Source organism: Bacillus sp. OTU530 (assembly GCF_038440375.1).
The window spans coordinates 1-16466 of sequence record NZ_JASATP010000080.1 but is presented as its reverse complement, the minus strand read 5'-3'; the positions used below and the strand labels follow the sequence as shown (position 1 = coordinate 16466).

Sequence of the window (16466 nt, the reverse complement as noted above, 5' to 3'; positions counted from 1 at the left end):
GTATTTTCCTAGCATATCCGGTCAACGGCAGGTTCGGGTATTGAAGAAATAAAAAGTAATAAATAAAGAATAAGACAATTCCACCACATAGCCCTAAAAGAGTCGCAATCCAAGCATCTTTTTTAGCAGTTATTCCATAACTGACGACCAGTGCACTTCCAAGTTCGAATATAAACATCATGACAAATAGTTGAATGGCACTAATTTTTGCTTTCTCCATCGTCTAAGAGATCTTCCCTCCATTATCCATTACACGGATTGATCCACACGTTTATACGTCTCATCTAGTCATTTATCCTATCCTACTTTCCTATTCTCAATACTTTTAAGGAGTAACGAATGCATACTGTATTCATGTCAGGTTAACATAACCGTCATTACTGGCAGTGGATTCCGTGCCAATACTGGGTTTCCCCCATTCTTGGACATAATCAAGTATACAGGATTTTATGCAATTCCCAAGCGGCACGGGATTTGACTTCCTGATCCTTTGACAAGTCTCCCTACTTTTTGGATAAGATCCTGCATATATGAACAAGGACCCCTAACCTGCGACTTGCTAGTTCGTTCATTTCTCTTCCTTGTTTTGTAGCGCGCCCCTCTGTATCTTCTACAATCTCTTTTAGGGGTCTCAATTTCAAAACGCAAAATTGGTTTATTTTTTGATGTTGAATAGATAGTGAGTTTTATAATGATAAGTATACCATGTTAAAACATGAAAGTTCTTTCCAGAGTTGATTGTAGTATCAATTATGACAAGATGAGTTTAAGAGCTTATAAAAACTTCATGACTCAATTACCTTTTTCCCTTACTTATCCTAGCCATGCTTGTTGCCCCTATCTTTTTTACCTTTATCTTTATCCTTTTTATCCTTATTATTTCCTTTTGTTTTGTCCCGGACTTTGAACTCCTGGTGGTGCTGGTGGTACAACGTCAGGATTCACTCCAGTAATGTACAGCTCATTATTCAGTGTGTATACACTACTTGGTTGCTGGAATCTGGATGTGTCTGTTCCAAATGTTTGCATCATTGCTTTAAAAATAAGATGCGAGATTTTTATAGTGTTCCCCAGCATATAATTATCAGGACCGTTTTTCGCATAACCAGTCCAAACAGCCATCGTATATTGCGGCGTATAACCGGCAAACCAACTATCATTTTATTATTCTAAAAAGACGGGATCATTTGTTCAAATGAAAGTATTTGCTTTTATAAAGGTTTTTCAGTTTAGTATATCTAAAAGCATATACATCTGCTATAATTTAAATCGTAATGTTTTCGTTTTATAAAAGGGAATCCTTATTAGTTAGGAGGAAGTATTATGAAAAAAATCCCTTCGTATGTTATTTCAGGATTTTTAGGAAGTGGGAAAACGACGTTATTACTTCATGTTTTGGAATGCTGCAAAGCTCAGAATATGAAACCGGCTGTTATATTAAACGAACTGGGAAGTGTCAATGTTGAAAGCCATTTATTTCAAGCGGAGAACGTGTTTGAATTACTCAATGGTTGTATTTGCTGCTCAATTCAAGATGACTTAAAAGTAACATTAACAACTCTTTTAGAAACACATGCTCAAAGCCCTATTGATATCCTATTCATTGAAGGGACAGGTGTTGCCAATCCCTTGGAAATTATGGAGGCGATTTCCAGTACATCCCTTGTGCATTTCTTTGAGATCCAATCGGTTATTAGCGTTATTGATGCAAGTTCATACTTGGAAGATCAAAGTATCTTTACACTCAAAACAGTCCGTACTTTGCTGAAAAATCAAATTAAAGGAGCGACATCCATCGTACTTAATAAGGTAGATTTAATAAATGAAAAACAATTGCAAAAAGTAGAAGCCAAACTCGCTAAGGTACTAGATACAGAAACACTAGTTTTTAACGCTTCGTATGGAGACGTAGATATAAGAGAATTACTACAAAAACAAGTAAAATCTACAGTAATCTCCCATAAGCATCATACTTGTAATCATGATCACCATGAACACAAACATTCTCATGTACACCATACTGGTATTAAAACAATTACAATTCAAGATGTCCCTTCTATATCGAGAAGAGCATTGAAAAAGTGGTTAAAATCATTACCTGAAGGAATTATTCGTGGAAAAGGATACGTATCATTGAAGGGTGAACGAGGAATCTACCCATTCCAATATAGCTCCAATCAGGTTCATATTAGTGATTTTTCTCAAAAACAGACTACAGATCCTTGTATTGTCTTAATAGGAAAAGATATAGATATTACTCACGTTCAAAACTCCTATACAGCTCAAATTTCTATACAATAAGTGAATTTTTAGATGCATAGAAGGGAAAAAGGATGCTACTCCTTCTTCTCTAATGAGAAGGGACATATAAGTATTGACGAATTAATTTAAAAAGTGATAATATTTTCTTTGTAAATCGTAATTATTATTATTTATATCAAGTTATATACTTGTAAAAAGGAGAATGAGTAAATTATGATAAAAAAATGGAAATATGGAGTGATAGTGGCTGCCTTTGTACTTTCCAGTGCAATTGTAGGATGTTCCAAACAAGAGGAACCACAAAGTAGCGAGAAGCAGGAAAAGTCTCTCAAAGTTGTTACAACGTTTTACCCTATGTACGACTTTACAAAAAATGTGGTTGGATCCAATGGGAAAGTAGATGTGTTGGTTCCTGCGGGGACAGAACCGCACGATTTTGAGCCATCTCCAAAAGATATTGCCAAAATTGAAGATGCCGATGTATTTGTATACAATAGTGAAGCTATGGAAACATGGGTACCTAAGGTACTAAAAAGCCTTGATAACAAAAAGATAAAAGTGGTAGAGGCAAGCGAGGGAATTTCGCTTATGGAAGGCACTGCTGAGGAAGAAGGAGACAAGCATGCTGATGAGGACCACGAACATTCGATAGATCCTCACGTATGGCTAAGTCCAGTGTTAGCTCAAAAAGAAGTAGCAAATATTAAACAGGCAGTTATAGAAGCAGACCAAGCTCATAAACAAGACTATGAAAAGAATGCAGACCAATATATTGCAAAGTTAAATGAATTGGATAACCTATTTAGAACAACACTTGATAAGGCAACACGTAAAGATTTCGTAACGCAACATGCAGCCTTTGGATACTTAGCAAAAGAATATGGTCTTACGCAGATTCCAATTGCAGGTCTTTCTCCTGATCAAGAGCCAAGCCCAGCCAGACTAGCTGAATTACAAAAGTATGTAAAAGATAACAATATCAAAGTTATTTACTTTGAGGAAGTTGCCTCTCCAAAAGTAGCAAAAGCTTTAGCTGATGAGACAGGAGCAAAAACCGTTGTATTAAGCCCAATCGAAGGAATTACGAAAGAAGAACAGGCAAAAGGACAAGACTATATTAGCTACATGAGAAAAAATTTAGATGCATTAAAGCAATCTCTTATGCAATAATGGGAGTGCGTTTTACATGATTGTAAAACGCACTTTTTCTGCTTACATCTGACGAAAGGACAGGAGCACCTACATGAAACTCATATCTATGGATCAAGTTCAATTTAAATATGGACATGAAACCATCTTGGAAGACATTTCTCTCGACATACATAGCGGTGAGTTTGTTACACTGACTGGACCGAACGGAGCTGCAAAATCTACTTTGTTACGAATTATGTTAGGCTTACTGAAGCCCTGGAGAGGAAGCGTAAGTATTAGTAAGAAAAATGAAAAAGGAGAGAAGCTTGTCGTTGGATACGTTCCCCAACAAGTCGCTTCTTTTAATATAGGATTTCCAAGTACCGTTTTAGAATTGGTACAATCCGGGCGATTCCCTCGTGGAAAATGGTTTCGTGTGCTTTCTAAAAAGGATCATGAGCATGTCAAGCAGGCGTTACTTGGAGTCGACATGTGGAAGTTTCGTAATAACAAAATTGGTGAACTATCAGGGGGACAAAAGCAACGAATTTGTATCGCTCGTACCCTAGCTTCTGAACCAGATATTCTAGTGCTAGATGAGCCTACTACCGGTATGGACTTTGAAAGCCGCAATCATTTTTATCAATTGATGAGACACCATGTTACAGAACATGGACGAACAGTCATCATGGTTACACATGATTTGGATGATGTAAAACCATATGCAGATAGAAATATTTATCTAGAAAGAAAGGAGGACACACAATGGAGATGCTTCACTTTGGGTTCATGCAGCGAGCATTTTGGGCCGGTGGATTAATTGCTGTCATAGCCCCCATATTAGGGATATTTTTGATTTTAAGACGCCAATCCTTAATGGCAGATACCCTTTCACATATTTCATTAGCTGGGGTAGCACTTGGCTTAACGCTCCGTTCCAATATCAATTTAGTTACAATCATTGTTATTATTATTGGAGCAATGGGAATTGAATATATGCGAAACACCTATCGAACATATTCAGAAGTATCCGTAGCTATCCTTATGGCCACAGGATTATCCCTTGCCCTCGTCCTGATGAGTTTAAATCAGGGGGGTATTTCAACAAACGTCGAACAATATTTATTTGGATCTATTATTACCATCAGCAAGGAACAGCTTCAATTCTTAGTAGTAGTGTGTAGCTTGGTGGGAATCTATTATCTAGTGTTTCAACGCCCCCTGTACGTGCTGACATTTGATGAGGATACAGCCTTTACAAGCGGACTTTCTACAAAATGGCTCTCTTTGTCTTTTAGCATATTAACAGGTCTAACCATCTCCGTTATGATACCTATTATAGGAGCGTTACTTGTGTCAGCGCTGATGGTACTGCCAGCTGCCATTGCGATGCGTATGGTAAAAGGGTTTAAAGCAGCTATTTTGTTTAGCATCATAATTGGTGTCGGTGGTATGTTTTTAGGCCTTACGTCTTCATATAAATTAGGGACACCTCCGGGAGCAACTATTACACTTGTCCTTGTATTATTTTTACTTTGTGGTCTGTGCATACAATGGGTTTGGAAATATATTCGTTCTACTCGCGCATAGAGCGAATAAGATTCCGTATAACTATAAAAATAAGCTGATCCTTTGTAAGAATCAGCTTATTTTCAAATTCACATAGCTTTTTAATCCCTGCTACATGTATTTGTTAGTACATAGACTATAGTTTCTAAGTCACCAGCTTGATTTCTTCACACCTGGTATTTGTCCTTTATATGCAAGCTCTCTAAATTTAATTCGTGACATTTTAAACTTCCGTAAGTTTCCTCTGGGTCTCCCGGTTATCTCACAGCGGTTGCGTAAGCGTGTGGGAGATGCATCTCGTGGTAATTTCCGTAATGCTTCGTAATCTCCTTTTTCTTTTAACTCTTTTCTCAACTCTGCATATTTTGCTACTATCTCTTGACACTGTTTCCCTTTTGCAATTTTTGATTTTTTAGCCAATGAGACTCCATCCTTTTTGTTATCGTTTTTATACTCGAATTATCTGGATTATTGGCACACCATCTTACAATAACAGCAGATTCCTAGATACTCTTTAGATGATGTCTTTCTCTATAAAGGTTTGATATCTCCTCATGAAACAGATTTCGATTGAGATTCTTCTGCAATGCAGTTTGTAAACTGCTTTTGGAACCAATCCCGGTCAAGGTTTTTTCCGATAAAAACAAGCTCACTTATTTTATTTTCATTCTCTTCCCATTCTCGTTCTACATGACCCGCAAATAACATATGGAGACCTTGGAACACCACTCGGCGTTTCTCTCCTACTACGTGTAAAATACCTTTATAGCGATATAAATCTGGACCCATTTCTTGTACAAGATAACTCATCCATTGATCTAGTTTCCTGAAATCTAATGGTCTTTCTTCCCTCAGTACAATAGATGAAACTGTGTCATCATGATGGTGATGATGCCCCTCTGCATCCAAAAGGTGAGGGTCTACCTGTAGCTTTATATCTACATCAAATGTATCGATTTCAAGAATCTGTTTTAAATCAACCCTACAGTTTTGTGTATGAATTACAGTTGCAGTAACATTCATATTACGTAGACGTTGTTCTACAGCCTGCAATGTACTGGAAGAGACCAAATCTGTTTTATTTAATAATAAAACGTCTGCAAACGCGACCTGTTCTTGCGCTTCATGATCCCGATCCAATTGGTCGCTAATATGTAAGGCATCAATTACGGTCACAATAGCATTCACATAGTAGTGCTGCTGGATTGTTGGTTCTACTAGGAAGGTTTGAGCAACTGGGCCTGGATCAGCTAAGCCCGTTGTTTCAATAACAATCCGATCAAACGATACTTTTCCTTCTTTCTTTGCGTGATACAGCTGTTTAAGTATACGAATTAAGTCCCCTCGGACCGTACAGCAAATACATCCGTTGTTCATCTCAAAAATTTCTTCGTCTGCACCTACTACAAGTTGATTATCAATGCCTACTTCACCAAACTCATTTACAATGACTGCAATCTTTTGATTATGCTGCTCAGATAAAATGTAATTTAATAATGTTGTCTTACCAGCCCCTAGGAATCCTGTTAGGATTGTAACTGGAATTAATGATTGATTTGCCATCTTCATCTACTCCATTCTATTCAAAGTTTTAAGCACTTTATCATACGCTTGCCACGGCATAAGCGCACAGTTATGTCTGGCTCTTAGTTTATGGACAGCTTCTAGAGAAAGCCAATCTCCTAAATCCGAATCCGCTGTTTCTCCTGTTCGAATTAGTTTTTCAGCATGGGTCCGCAGGTTTGCTACCTCCTCAAGGGACTTCCCTTTTATAAGTTCTGTCATCATAGAAGAAGAAGCCATACTTATACTGCATCCCTCTCCTAGAAATGAAATGTCTTGAACCCTATCATTCTCAAGCCTTGTATATAGAGTCATGACGTCACCACAAGTAGGGTTTTTATAATGAATCTTTATCACATCTTCTCCTTGCAGTTCATAGTAGTTTCGTCGTCGTTTATTATGATCTATAATCGTTTGCCGATATAAATCATTAAGCATGATTTCTCTCTATCCCTAACTTGCTAACTTTTGCAGCTACGTCTGCTTTTAGTGTCCCTTTCACTGTATTAGGTTCTGCCACGAAATGTCCCCAATTATATTGATGAGTCAGCATATCTGTGTATACTTCATTCTCTACTAAACAGTCCACAAACTTTTTTACATCAGCTTGTTCCATATCCTTGTACCAAGCTCCCTGTGGATATACCACAACCACGCAAGCATCCTTGCAGCGTCCATTACACCGAGTACGTGATGTATGAATGACATCATCTAAATTTCGTCCTGTTAACTCTGCACGAATACGTTGTGTAACCTCTTCTGCTCCCTTGCGCATACAACTACTTCCATTACAAAGTAAGACATGCTGTTGCGTACGAGAAAGATCCCATGTACTCATTGTAAACACCTCCTATAAACGTAATGATTACGATTTAAACCATACATTATTGCTAGTAATAAAACTTATATTCATTTATGTCTGAAATAAATCGTAATAATTACGATTTATTACTTATCATGCACCAAATATGTGTAATTGTCAAATTTTCACTATGTTTACATGCAGCATCTTCCTAATTCTTAGTTAATGAAGTGTATATTTCAGAAAAGTATCTAAAGATTGAACCTACCTTGCACACGTTCATATTGAGAACCTATATACTCCATTTGTGCCAGTTCTTTTCTTATCTCATCCTTTCGCAGTTGTTCCCCGATAAAGACAAGCGTTTTTCGAAACTCCGTAGGTTGCTTAATGTACTCAGGTATTCCATAAGCATACTGAAATAGATATACGTTTGGATCCTGATAAAACTGTATATATCCCTTGATACGATAAATCGTTGCAGGTAATGTAGAAAGCCAATTCTCAAATGTTTCCTTCCGCACCGCGTAATGATTCTTATTCTTCCGTTGATCTTCTTGAATGAATTGCTTTAATAAAGTTGTTTTTCCACTTCCTAAAAATCCAGATAGCATATAAATAGGAATTTTTCTCATGGTTCTTCACCCTGTTCATACTCTCGTGTTTTAAACGTAATCATTACGCTTTATATTGTAGATGATAGTTTTCCATTCGTAAATGAAAAACTCCTGCATAATCCATCTATTCTTTAAATATTACATAATTATCTTCCAAGCCCATTTACATTATTTCTGCCTTCATTTTCACAAGCTTACAACACGAAAGTGCTAACTATACCATAAGTCCTCTCTCCTCGTTAACAAAATAATATTAGACCGATAATATTCAATTCTTTCGTTTCCATACCACACCCCTTTTTTTAGAGTAATAGCATTAGTATGCCTAGGCTTTAGAGATTCATTGCAATTATCTTGAAGTTTTGCACCAGAACCTTCTACATGCCCTTCCCGATATCACCATATAATCAGAAATTTCATCACCATAAATTTATTCTGTTTGCAGGATTTTAAGCTCTTATTTCTATTGCTAGCAACTCATCTTTCTACTAAGATGAATGTAATGGTGAATTTTCTATAATAATAGTGAAAAACTATGCTGTATCAATCATTATGAAAAAGAATAGAGACGTGAAAAAATGAAAAATACTAGCCTTATCATACTTGTTGCCGTTGCCATGCTTTCCGCGCTTACAGGATGCTCCTCCAAACAAAGCGTTTCTGCGAGCACAATCCATGAAGTACATGTGGCTGCAGATATTCCTATATCATACACACCCAAAGAAGAACCTTTAAAATACAATAACGAAACCCGTAAGGTTGTCTATTTAACCTTTGATGATGGTCCAGGAATATATACGCCTCAAGTGTTAGATATACTAAACCAAAATCATATACACGCAACCTTCTTTCTCGTCGGCTCACACGCTCAGCAATATCCGAAATTCGTAAGCCGTGAGCTACAAGAAGGTAACTATGTAGGATTGCATAGTATGAGTCATGACTACAAAAAATTGTATGTACAAGGAACCTTTGTAACAGAAATGTTAGAAACACAGCAAATTATTAAAAATATAACGGGAACAGCGCCAAATTTAGCACGCCCGCCTTATGGGTCGATGCCCGGATTGACTCAAAAGCTGCGAGATCAAGCGGCGGCTGCTCACCTGAAGGTGTGGGACTGGACGATTGATTCATTGGATTGGACCTATAATAAAGTACCTTTTAGCAAATCTGTACCGGCTATTGTCAATAATGTGCTCTCGCATGCAAGAGGCAATCGCGAAGTAATACTTATGCATGATATTCATCCACAGTCTGTCCAAGCATTGCCTATGATTATTCAAGGGTTAAGAGAAAAAGGGTATGACTTTGAAACATATAGTGAAACAGATCATTTTGTTATGAACTTTTGGCATGATAATCGTTTGTGAATATATGGTACAAGGCCAGGATAGATTTAAGGATAAATAGACGGAACATAAAAAAGGCAAGGGACGTTTCTCTTATCAGAATGATCCCTTGCTTTTATGTATGCTAAAACTTCTGATACACATACTGTTCCTTTGAAGGAGCTGTTTTTTCTATTGCTTTCACTTTTATAATGGGCAGGATTGTGTCAATATACGTAGTCTGATCCAGCACACCTGTGACTTTCACCCATTCCCCTGCTTTTAAAGCTGAAACGCTACTGCCATTTATCATCATGCCAAGTACAGAGGCATCTGCGACACAACATGTAATACCGTATCTCGCTACAACGACTTGATCTTTCTTAAAGTCCGGTTCTCTGTCTACAAAACCTGTAAATACAATCTGCTTCCCCTTAAACCCCGCCACGTTCCTTCCGATTACATCCAGGATAGAGATAAAGCGTGTATCATCTACCGTAATAGTCTGCATATTCATCAGTTCTTTTCCTAACTTCTCATAATATCCTTTTGGGGGCTGCTGAATGGTAGAAGGCTGAGCTGTCTGTGTTTCTACGGATAATTGACTGGAAGAGGAAGTGGCATTTTGCTGCGCCTTCAACTGTTCACCTGTTAAACTGACACCCCTCTTTGCAGCAAAGCTCCCATCGATGATATGGTCCGAAAATAAAAATGCTGTCACAATAGGGATGAGAAACAAGGAATATAACAAGAGAGATGTTATTTTCCTACGAGGCAAGTGATGACTATGCTCACAACAGGAACATGCACCGTCCTCCTCCTTGCCGCTCCGCATCACTTGTGCTATTCCTAATGTGATTACAATTAGAAATGTACCTATCATAAACTTCTCCATCTTAGGAGCTAAAAAATATTCAATATTTCCTGTTACAAGCAGTTTGAATAGCAGCATACCAAAGCCAATCAGAAGAAGTCCGCGAATATACATATGAAACGACTGCGTTTCCCTCATAGGTCAATCTCCCTCACCGTATTCCTGCAAGAAAAATAGGGCCAGACACCACGACAATATAAACAACTATTACTACGATGCAAATGAATCCTATTACAAATCTCTTATTAAAGTAAGCAAATAGCATGAGTGTATTTTTAAAATCAATCATCGGACCAAAGACAAGAAATGCAAGCAGTGAGGATGACGAGAAGGTATGACTCAACGAGGCAGCGATAAATGCATCAGCCTCTGAACAAATCGACAGAATATAGCCAAATCCCATCATGACAAAAGGAGATAGCATGGCGTGAGAAGCAACACCTGCGAGCCAATTCCGATCAAAAAATGTTTGAAATAAACTGGCCAATAGGGCCCCAATTAATAAAAACTTACCAGTGTCAAAAAACTCATCACTTGCATGATACAGAGTTTCTCGCAAGCGGCTGACCGAGGGCTGCGAAGCTACGTGATGTTCATGCTTCTTACTTTGCCGCAACACATCGCTGTTACCATATACAAAATACACAATCAGTCCTATGAGTACAGCTGCAACTGCTCCCAACCCCACCCGATAGTACACCATATGAAGAGAAGATTGAAAGGCATAATAAGTAGAAGCAAACACAATTGGATTAATAATCGGCACACTTACTAGCATGACCATTCCAATATGAAGCGGCATTCCTTTCTTTATGAGACGTCTCACAATTGGGACAATAGCGCACTCACAAACAGGAAAGATGATCCCGATAAGCATAGCGGGAATAATCGCCAGTAAAGCATGTTTTGGTATTATTTTTTTGAGTGTATCTTCTGAAATAAAGGTCTGAATAAAAGCTGAAATGAATATACCGACGAGTACAAAAGGGATGGCTTCCAAAAAAATGCTGATAAAAATTGTATTTACATTCAACCAACTCTTCGGAATGATACTCCGTAAATGATCAAGGTTGACAAAATCCACAAAGAAAAACAAAAAGATAAAGGTTGCCCCCAGCAGTAAACCGACAATTTCTCTTGAAAGCCGTGATAGAATCACGCTCCTTCTTCCTCCTTCACATCTGTCTATTTGTTTTTGTACTAACATAGTAGAGGTATATGCTTGTCCAAATCTGTATAGAACAGATTAAAAATTCCACTTTATCTGAATTTGGAGGTATTGGGGGTTCCTCAAGTTAAGGGCTTTATACACTAAGAAAAAGAAATAATTCTTTTAGAGCCTCTGGTTACCATAACATAATTTATCAGCGGTACATGACAAAATGATTCATTTACTTTTACTTGGACAGTAAAGGGATGCAAGAAATGCGAAGAGAATTTAAAAAATAAATAGGAAGGGGGAAATCATATAAAAAGGTTTTCCTAAGTAAAACGCTGTAAAAGAAGGAATTTTCCCTGTTTTAATCAACTTTTGAGCTGTTGATAATGATACCTGCAGCATTTCGGCAATATCCTTATTTGTAAGTCCCGGTTTACGATACATTTCCTTCACCTTTTCTACCGTCTCTGGTGAAAAGTAATACGTACCGTCAATAGTCCAGTTGTTCTTATTAATCGGTACAACCTCTTCTTTTTTCACTAAGCTGTAAACCGTTTGCCCGGAAATGTTTAAAAGCTTTTCCATCTCCTTTGTTGAAATTTCTTGATCCAGTGCTTCTTGCATGTTTGCCTCCATTGTCATCTTCTCCCTCTTTTTTTCATCATCTTCTTCCTCTTTTTCTCGTCATCTTTCCCCTCTTCTTGTCATCTACTTCCTCTCCTTCTTGTCATCTACTCTGCTATTTTATGAAATTGCTATCCTATTCCTGTAGTTCATTATTTACAATACAAAGAAATTGGTTTTTTATATTCTTATGGATATGTAATCGAAAAATACGAATTATAAACATTAAAACTGATAGCATTTCTCTTGATCGATATTAATTCTATCTACACATATCTATTATAATTCAATTCATTCAAATGTAGTTAAATAACTAAAAGTATAAGTTTATTTTCAAGAAAAAAAGTAATGAATGATAATATGATTAAAACTATAGAAACACTATACATATAAATGATTCAAATAATGGACTATTATTTGAGTAATTCATTCTGTACCATTATTTCTATTAAAGGTATAATAGTATTAGTTATAGAAGTTTAATATAAAGAGTACCATTTAATCCTAATCTATAGGATGGAGTTGATTATATTGGAATTAATAAAAAGAAATACAAGTGAATATTCCCCTATCACAAAATCATTATCTACAACGGATCTATTACACATGGTACAGGATGAGAAGGTAAAAGAAGAAATGATAAATGATCAATATTTACCTGCATTACGATCACTTGTATATGAAAACGAAGAAAATAATAAACATCGGTTTGAAGGATTTACAGATGTAGAAATGATTTATTACTTTGTACATAGACAGAAGCATGTAGATAGAAGCGAAAAATTGTCAGAAACAACCGTGAAGGATTATGTACGAGATATCTTTCAATTTTATAAACATTGGCTACAATATCTGGCTTCTTCTCACCATAAAAAAGAGGGAGAAACGGGAAACTATCTTCAATTTCTTGAACCGAGACATATCGAAATGTATCAAACAGATTGGATGCCAGAAAAAGCCGGCTATAAACCAGCAACCATTGCGAGAAAGAGTATCGTAATTCGAGGCTTTTTACGTTGGCTATATAAAGAAGGATATCTCAAAACACCACTGCACCCTTATTTTGTCAGTTCAGCTGTAAAGCAAAAGCATACACCGAATCGGGATCTCACATACGAGGAAGTAAAAATGCTGTTAGAGTATTGGAAAGAGAAAAACCATCCGATTAACTACGCAATTCTAACCATGTTAGCCACTACAGGGCTACGGATTCAGGAGGTATGTAAGGCGAAATGGTCGGAACTTTTTTATGATTCATCAACGGGGCATTACTTTTTATCGAGTAAGGGGAAGAATGAAAAACATAGGGATGCACTTATTTTCCCTTATGTATTGGAGGCTCTTAAGGATTGTAGAAGAAGACGAAGACTACCGGTTGCATTAAATCGTTTGGATGAGACTCCTCTTATTCCTACTAGGAGCCAGGAGTTTTATGATTACACCTATCTAAGTCGTTATGTCAAAAAGATTATCAAAGAGACACAACTTCCCTTTTTAGAAACCAAGCCAAGTGATATTACTCCACACTGGTTTCGCCACTTCTTTGCCAATCATTCATTGGATAATGGAGCCAATATAGAATACATCAGACAAACATTAGGCCATTCCATGTTAAAAACGACATTGGGCTACTTGAATAAGAATATAGAACGAAAAAATAACGCAGCTTTAGTGTGGCAGCAGGAAGAATTTTAACAGATTTTCTGAAAAGAAGTCCTCTTCCTCAAGGAATGAGAAGGGCGTAGCCCAATGAGTAGATGGGGAATGAATTTTCAGTAGACGTAAGCCTATTTTTTTCTCTTCTTTGTAGTTGGTTATTGGGAATCGAACGCACATTCGTTATGATGGTATTACGAAAGTTTACTTACATAAGCCGGGTATAAACCTAGACATGAGTTATAAAAAATCTCAAGTCAAGGAGTGATTAGCCTAACACAGGCAAACACTGAAAGAAATTCAAACAAAATGAATGAAGAAATAGTGTAAGCGACCTTGTTATTCCTATATGGATAGACTAGGTCGCTTACTGTTGTTTTATGTTATCCTTCTATCCTCTTGAAAAATGCTACCGAAGTTATTTTCTTCCAAACCTACCTAACATGTCTAATTAGTGGTTAAAATAAAACAGTTATTCGCTTTCATTTTCATTGTTTCCGTTGCCATGAATGTATGTCCAAGTTGCTAAAAAATCATAAAAAATATAAAGTGTAATCAATATATTAAGGGGGTAATTCAAATGAAAAAACTTTCAAATTTCGTCGCTTCAGTAATGGAAAGCTATGTAAAATCAATGGACGCATACGGAAACGCTCTAATTCGTAATAGATAAACTTCTTAACTTAAGCCATAAAAAATAAGGAGTAAATCATAATGACTTCTTTCTATCATAAGATTCACTAGCCGATTCATGAAAATAAAAACGTGAGTTGGCTTTTTTATGTGAAAAATACTTCTATTTACGAGTAAAAAAACCAGTCCTATAGCTAGGCTGATTGACATAATCCTCGAAAGCGGAAGTTGTTTATGTTATTTTTCTTCTGCTAGTTTCTTTCTGTCTACAGCCATTGGTGGTTGTTCAAGCCAACCTTCGCTAATCATTATGTTTGCTCCGCCTCCTGCGAATTTTAGGATTTCGATTAATAAACGGGAATAATCTAACACTAAATCGCTTCTTTGACTTTGGGAAATGGACATTCCATAGTTACCTATCCCAACATCACTTATGAAGGCAAAGTGGAACATCATTAATTTATCTGAAAAAGGTGCTTCTGTTGTATCTTCTATTTCATGACCATGTGATGTGGGAGCAGGGAGATCAGCGTTCTTCAAATAAGAACTGAACACATCAATATGTTTCTTTGCTATGTCTCTTCCTCTTAACATATATTCACGGACCTGTTCCGAACTCGCTGTTTGGGCGAATGCAGTTCCTAATGCTGCTACAAGTACAGAAGTCTCAAGGTTGTTGCAAAGGTTTGTGATTTCGATTCCAGTAAGTGGACGGTTCTTCCCTAGAAAATCAAACAGAAATGCTTGCTTATGAATGAATTCAACTTGCTTTGGTTTTGGAATTTGAGGAGGACGAGAAGCGAGTCCTTTCTCTAATAGTAGTTGAATCGTCTCTGTGTTTAATTCAATAGTTGATGTAAGCATTTTTGAATAAAAAGAAAGAATGTCATTTCGGTACATGTTAGGCAAAACAGATGAGTTAATCATAAGTCCTGCTTTAGCCATTTTTTTAACATAGTGCAGGCAGAAGGAGTCTGAAAATAGACGTTTTGCATTTAGGTTAACGTCTGCAGCAGTGAAACCTTGGGGGACAGGTATGGTTTCTGCTGTGAAAATATCTCGTATCATTTCAACATGCTGTTGAGACAAGTCTAAGGCATGTTCTACAACCTGTTTAATTTCTTTGTCTTCAATGATTTTTCGGAAATACTTGAGAATACAAATGGACATACTATCAGCGACATAGGTACTCCATAAACATGACATTTCAGCTGATGTTAATGGAATATCGTGTTTTTCCATGTTAAACCTACCTCTCTTTTTTTGGCCTAGAGGTAGGTTTCCCTTTTCTCCTTAAAGGAATTCATTACTAACAGTGATTTTAATGCATGCTGTATATACGTCAAGTTGACATAATAAACTATTATCGGAATTCAATGTATCTAGGATCATACAAAAAATACTCTCCAGCTAAGCAATCTGGAGAGTATTCGTGTTCACATAATTAACGTTATCAGCAGTTACTTCTGTCGGTGTCTAATCTTATGAGTTATGACACTAAAAAACAGCCCAAAGGGCTGTCAGTTGACGTAATATTCGTTAGAGGAAGTTACTAAATTTTAGGATTCTATAGGGCTTTTTTCATTTCCATCATAATCTGTATCTTCTACAATCTCTTTTAGAGGTCTCAATGCCAAAACGCAAAAATTATATTTGGATGATACAAAAAAAGCTTGTAGACAGAGAGCCCCTTATCCACAAGCCAAATAAACCAATGTGATGATTCATTTTTTGATGGTGAATCGATAGTGATTTTTATAATGATAAGTATATCATGTTAAAACATGAAAGTTCTTTCCATAGTTGATTGTAGTATCAACTATAACAAGATGAGTTTAAGAGCTTATAAAAATTTCATGACTAAATTGTCTTTTTCTCTTACTTATCCTAGCCATGCTTGCCTTTATCTTTTTTACCTTTGTTTTTATCCTTATTATTTCCTTTTTTATTGTTTTGTCCCGGACTTTGAACTGCTGGTGCAAGTGCTGCTGCTGCTGGTGCAAGTGCTGCTGCTGCCGGTGCTGCCGCTGGCGGTGCTGCCGCTGGCGGTGCTGCCGCTGGCGGTGCTGGTGGCGGTGCTGGTGGTACAACGTCAGGATTCACTCCAGTAATGTACAGCTCATTATTCAGTGTGTATACACTACTTGGTTGTTGGAATCTAGATGTGTCTGTTCCAAATGTTTGCATCATTGCTTTAAAAATAAGATGCGAGATTTTTGTAGTGTCCCCCAGCATATAATTATCT

Annotated in this window: 18 protein-coding genes; 6 read left to right on the top strand and 12 right to left on the bottom strand. The window is 36.9% G+C overall.

All coding sequences use genetic code 11. The features are described 5' to 3' along the window. The coding region (locus tag AAHB12_RS29575; RefSeq protein WP_342048690.1) for a GerAB/ArcD/ProY family transporter at nt 1–220 on the bottom strand (220 nt) is incomplete at its 3' end. Nucleotides 221–876: 656 nt separating this feature from the next. Next, nucleotides 877–1122, bottom strand: coding sequence for a hypothetical protein (locus AAHB12_RS29570; protein ID WP_446715635.1), 246 nt, complete (start codon nt 1120–1122; stop codon nt 877–879). A gap of 201 nt (nt 1123–1323) precedes the next feature. Here AAHB12_RS29570 and AAHB12_RS29565 point away from each other — a divergent pair, with 201 nt between their 5' ends. The 4 genes from AAHB12_RS29565 (at nt 1324) to AAHB12_RS29550 (ending at nt 4983) form a co-directional block, all read left to right on the top strand. Next, nucleotides 1324–2301 carry a CobW family GTP-binding protein gene (locus AAHB12_RS29565; RefSeq protein ID WP_342048689.1) on the top strand — a complete coding sequence of 326 codons (978 nt, stop codon included), beginning with the start codon at nt 1324–1326 and terminating at the stop codon, nt 2299–2301. A gap of 177 nt (nt 2302–2478) precedes the next feature. After that, nucleotides 2479–3432: a metal ABC transporter substrate-binding protein gene (locus tag AAHB12_RS29560; RefSeq protein ID WP_342048691.1), complete on the top strand. Its 954-nt coding sequence runs from the start codon at nt 2479–2481 to the stop codon at nt 3430–3432. Nucleotides 3433–3505: 73 nt separating this feature from the next. Beyond that, nucleotides 3506–4213, top strand: a complete 708-nt coding sequence (locus tag AAHB12_RS29555) for a metal ABC transporter ATP-binding protein (protein WP_342048688.1) — start codon at nt 3506–3508, stop codon at nt 4211–4213. Continuing rightward, nucleotides 4159–4983: a metal ABC transporter permease gene (locus AAHB12_RS29550; RefSeq protein WP_342048687.1), complete on the top strand. Its 825-nt coding sequence runs from the start codon at nt 4159–4161 to the stop codon at nt 4981–4983. Before AAHB12_RS29555 ends, AAHB12_RS29550 begins: the two co-directional genes overlap by 55 nt. A gap of 129 nt (nt 4984–5112) precedes the next feature. Here the strand turns inward: AAHB12_RS29550 and rpsN are convergent, their stop codons facing one another. The 5 genes from rpsN to AAHB12_RS29525 all read right to left on the bottom strand — a co-directional run bounded on the left by rpsN (nt 5113) and on the right by AAHB12_RS29525 (nt 7962). Beyond that, on the bottom strand, nt 5113–5382 hold the full coding sequence (rpsN, locus tag AAHB12_RS29545; protein ID WP_342048686.1) for a 30S ribosomal protein S14: 270 nt from the start codon (nt 5380–5382) through the stop codon (nt 5113–5115). Nucleotides 5383–5514: 132 nt separating this feature from the next. Continuing rightward, nucleotides 5515–6531, bottom strand: coding sequence for a CobW family GTP-binding protein (locus AAHB12_RS29540; protein ID WP_342048685.1), 1017 nt, complete (start codon nt 6529–6531; stop codon nt 5515–5517). Then, nucleotides 6532–6963 (bottom strand): Fe-S cluster assembly sulfur transfer protein SufU, encoded by a 432-nt coding sequence (gene sufU / locus AAHB12_RS29535; protein WP_342048684.1) that lies wholly within the window; start codon nt 6961–6963, stop codon nt 6532–6534. Further along, nucleotides 6956–7363 (bottom strand): (2Fe-2S) ferredoxin domain-containing protein, encoded by a 408-nt coding sequence (locus AAHB12_RS29530; protein WP_342048683.1) that lies wholly within the window; start codon nt 7361–7363, stop codon nt 6956–6958. The genes sufU and AAHB12_RS29530 overlap by 8 nt, the downstream gene beginning before the upstream one ends. A gap of 215 nt (nt 7364–7578) precedes the next feature. Next, complete coding sequence (locus AAHB12_RS29525; protein ID WP_342048682.1) at nt 7579–7962, bottom strand: GTP-binding protein; 384 nt, start codon at nt 7960–7962, stop codon at nt 7579–7581. 560 nt (nt 7963–8522) lie between these two features. On the opposite strand from AAHB12_RS29525, the gene AAHB12_RS29520 reads away from it, so the two are divergent. Continuing rightward, nucleotides 8523–9317, top strand: a complete 795-nt coding sequence (locus AAHB12_RS29520) for a polysaccharide deacetylase family protein (protein WP_342048681.1) — start codon at nt 8523–8525, stop codon at nt 9315–9317. Between the two features lie 103 nt (nt 9318–9420). Here AAHB12_RS29520 and AAHB12_RS29515 read toward each other — a convergent pair whose 3' ends face one another. From AAHB12_RS29515 to AAHB12_RS29505, 3 genes are all read right to left on the bottom strand, one after another. Continuing rightward, nucleotides 9421–10287, bottom strand: coding sequence for a TIGR03943 family putative permease subunit (locus AAHB12_RS29515; RefSeq protein ID WP_342048680.1), 867 nt, complete (start codon nt 10285–10287; stop codon nt 9421–9423). Between the two features lie 13 nt (nt 10288–10300). Then, complete coding sequence (locus AAHB12_RS29510; RefSeq protein WP_342048679.1) at nt 10301–11308, bottom strand: permease; 1008 nt, start codon at nt 11306–11308, stop codon at nt 10301–10303. A gap of 279 nt (nt 11309–11587) precedes the next feature. Beyond that, nucleotides 11588–11944, bottom strand: a complete 357-nt coding sequence (locus AAHB12_RS29505) for a helix-turn-helix domain-containing protein (RefSeq protein ID WP_342048678.1) — start codon at nt 11942–11944, stop codon at nt 11588–11590. A gap of 519 nt (nt 11945–12463) precedes the next feature. Here AAHB12_RS29505 and AAHB12_RS29500 point away from each other — a divergent pair. Continuing rightward, nucleotides 12464–13627 carry a tyrosine-type recombinase/integrase gene (locus tag AAHB12_RS29500; RefSeq protein WP_342048677.1) on the top strand — a complete coding sequence of 388 codons (1164 nt, stop codon included), beginning with the start codon at nt 12464–12466 and terminating at the stop codon, nt 13625–13627. An 831-nt stretch (nt 13628–14458) separates the two neighbouring features. Here AAHB12_RS29500 and AAHB12_RS29495 read toward each other — a convergent pair. Further along, a complete protein-coding gene (locus AAHB12_RS29495) occupies nt 14459–15463 on the bottom strand; it encodes a DUF3231 family protein (RefSeq protein ID WP_342048676.1) in 1005 nt (334 codons plus the stop codon). A 645-nt stretch (nt 15464–16108) separates the two neighbouring features. Further along, the coding region (locus AAHB12_RS29490; protein WP_342048675.1) for a hypothetical protein at nt 16109–16466 on the bottom strand (358 nt) is incomplete at its 5' end.

Excerpts from the sequence above, each read along its gene's own strand:
- AAHB12_RS29570 (WP_446715635.1), bottom strand. The coding sequence starts at position 1,122 with ATGGCTGTTTGGACTGGTTATGCGAAAAACGGTCCTGATAATTATATG.
- AAHB12_RS29565 (WP_342048689.1), top strand. The coding sequence starts at position 1,324 with ATGAAAAAAATCCCTTCGTATGTTATTTCAGGATTTTTAGGAAGTGGG.
- AAHB12_RS29555 (WP_342048688.1), top strand. The coding sequence starts at position 3,506 with ATGAAACTCATATCTATGGATCAAGTTCAATTTAAATATGGACATGAA.
- AAHB12_RS29550 (WP_342048687.1), top strand. The coding sequence starts at position 4,159 with ATGGAGATGCTTCACTTTGGGTTCATGCAGCGAGCATTTTGGGCCGGT.
- AAHB12_RS29540 (WP_342048685.1), bottom strand. The coding sequence starts at position 6,531 with ATGAAGATGGCAAATCAATCATTAATTCCAGTTACAATCCTAACAGGA.
- sufU (WP_342048684.1), bottom strand. The coding sequence starts at position 6,963 with ATGCTTAATGATTTATATCGGCAAACGATTATAGATCATAATAAACGA.
- AAHB12_RS29530 (WP_342048683.1), bottom strand. The coding sequence starts at position 7,363 with ATGAGTACATGGGATCTTTCTCGTACGCAACAGCATGTCTTACTTTGT.
- AAHB12_RS29525 (WP_342048682.1), bottom strand. The coding sequence starts at position 7,962 with ATGAGAAAAATTCCTATTTATATGCTATCTGGATTTTTAGGAAGTGGA.
- AAHB12_RS29520 (WP_342048681.1), top strand. The coding sequence starts at position 8,523 with ATGAAAAATACTAGCCTTATCATACTTGTTGCCGTTGCCATGCTTTCC.
- AAHB12_RS29515 (WP_342048680.1), bottom strand. The coding sequence starts at position 10,287 with ATGAGGGAAACGCAGTCGTTTCATATGTATATTCGCGGACTTCTTCTG.
- AAHB12_RS29505 (WP_342048678.1), bottom strand. The coding sequence starts at position 11,944 with ATGGAGGCAAACATGCAAGAAGCACTGGATCAAGAAATTTCAACAAAG.
- AAHB12_RS29495 (WP_342048676.1), bottom strand. The coding sequence starts at position 15,463 with ATGGAAAAACACGATATTCCATTAACATCAGCTGAAATGTCATGTTTA.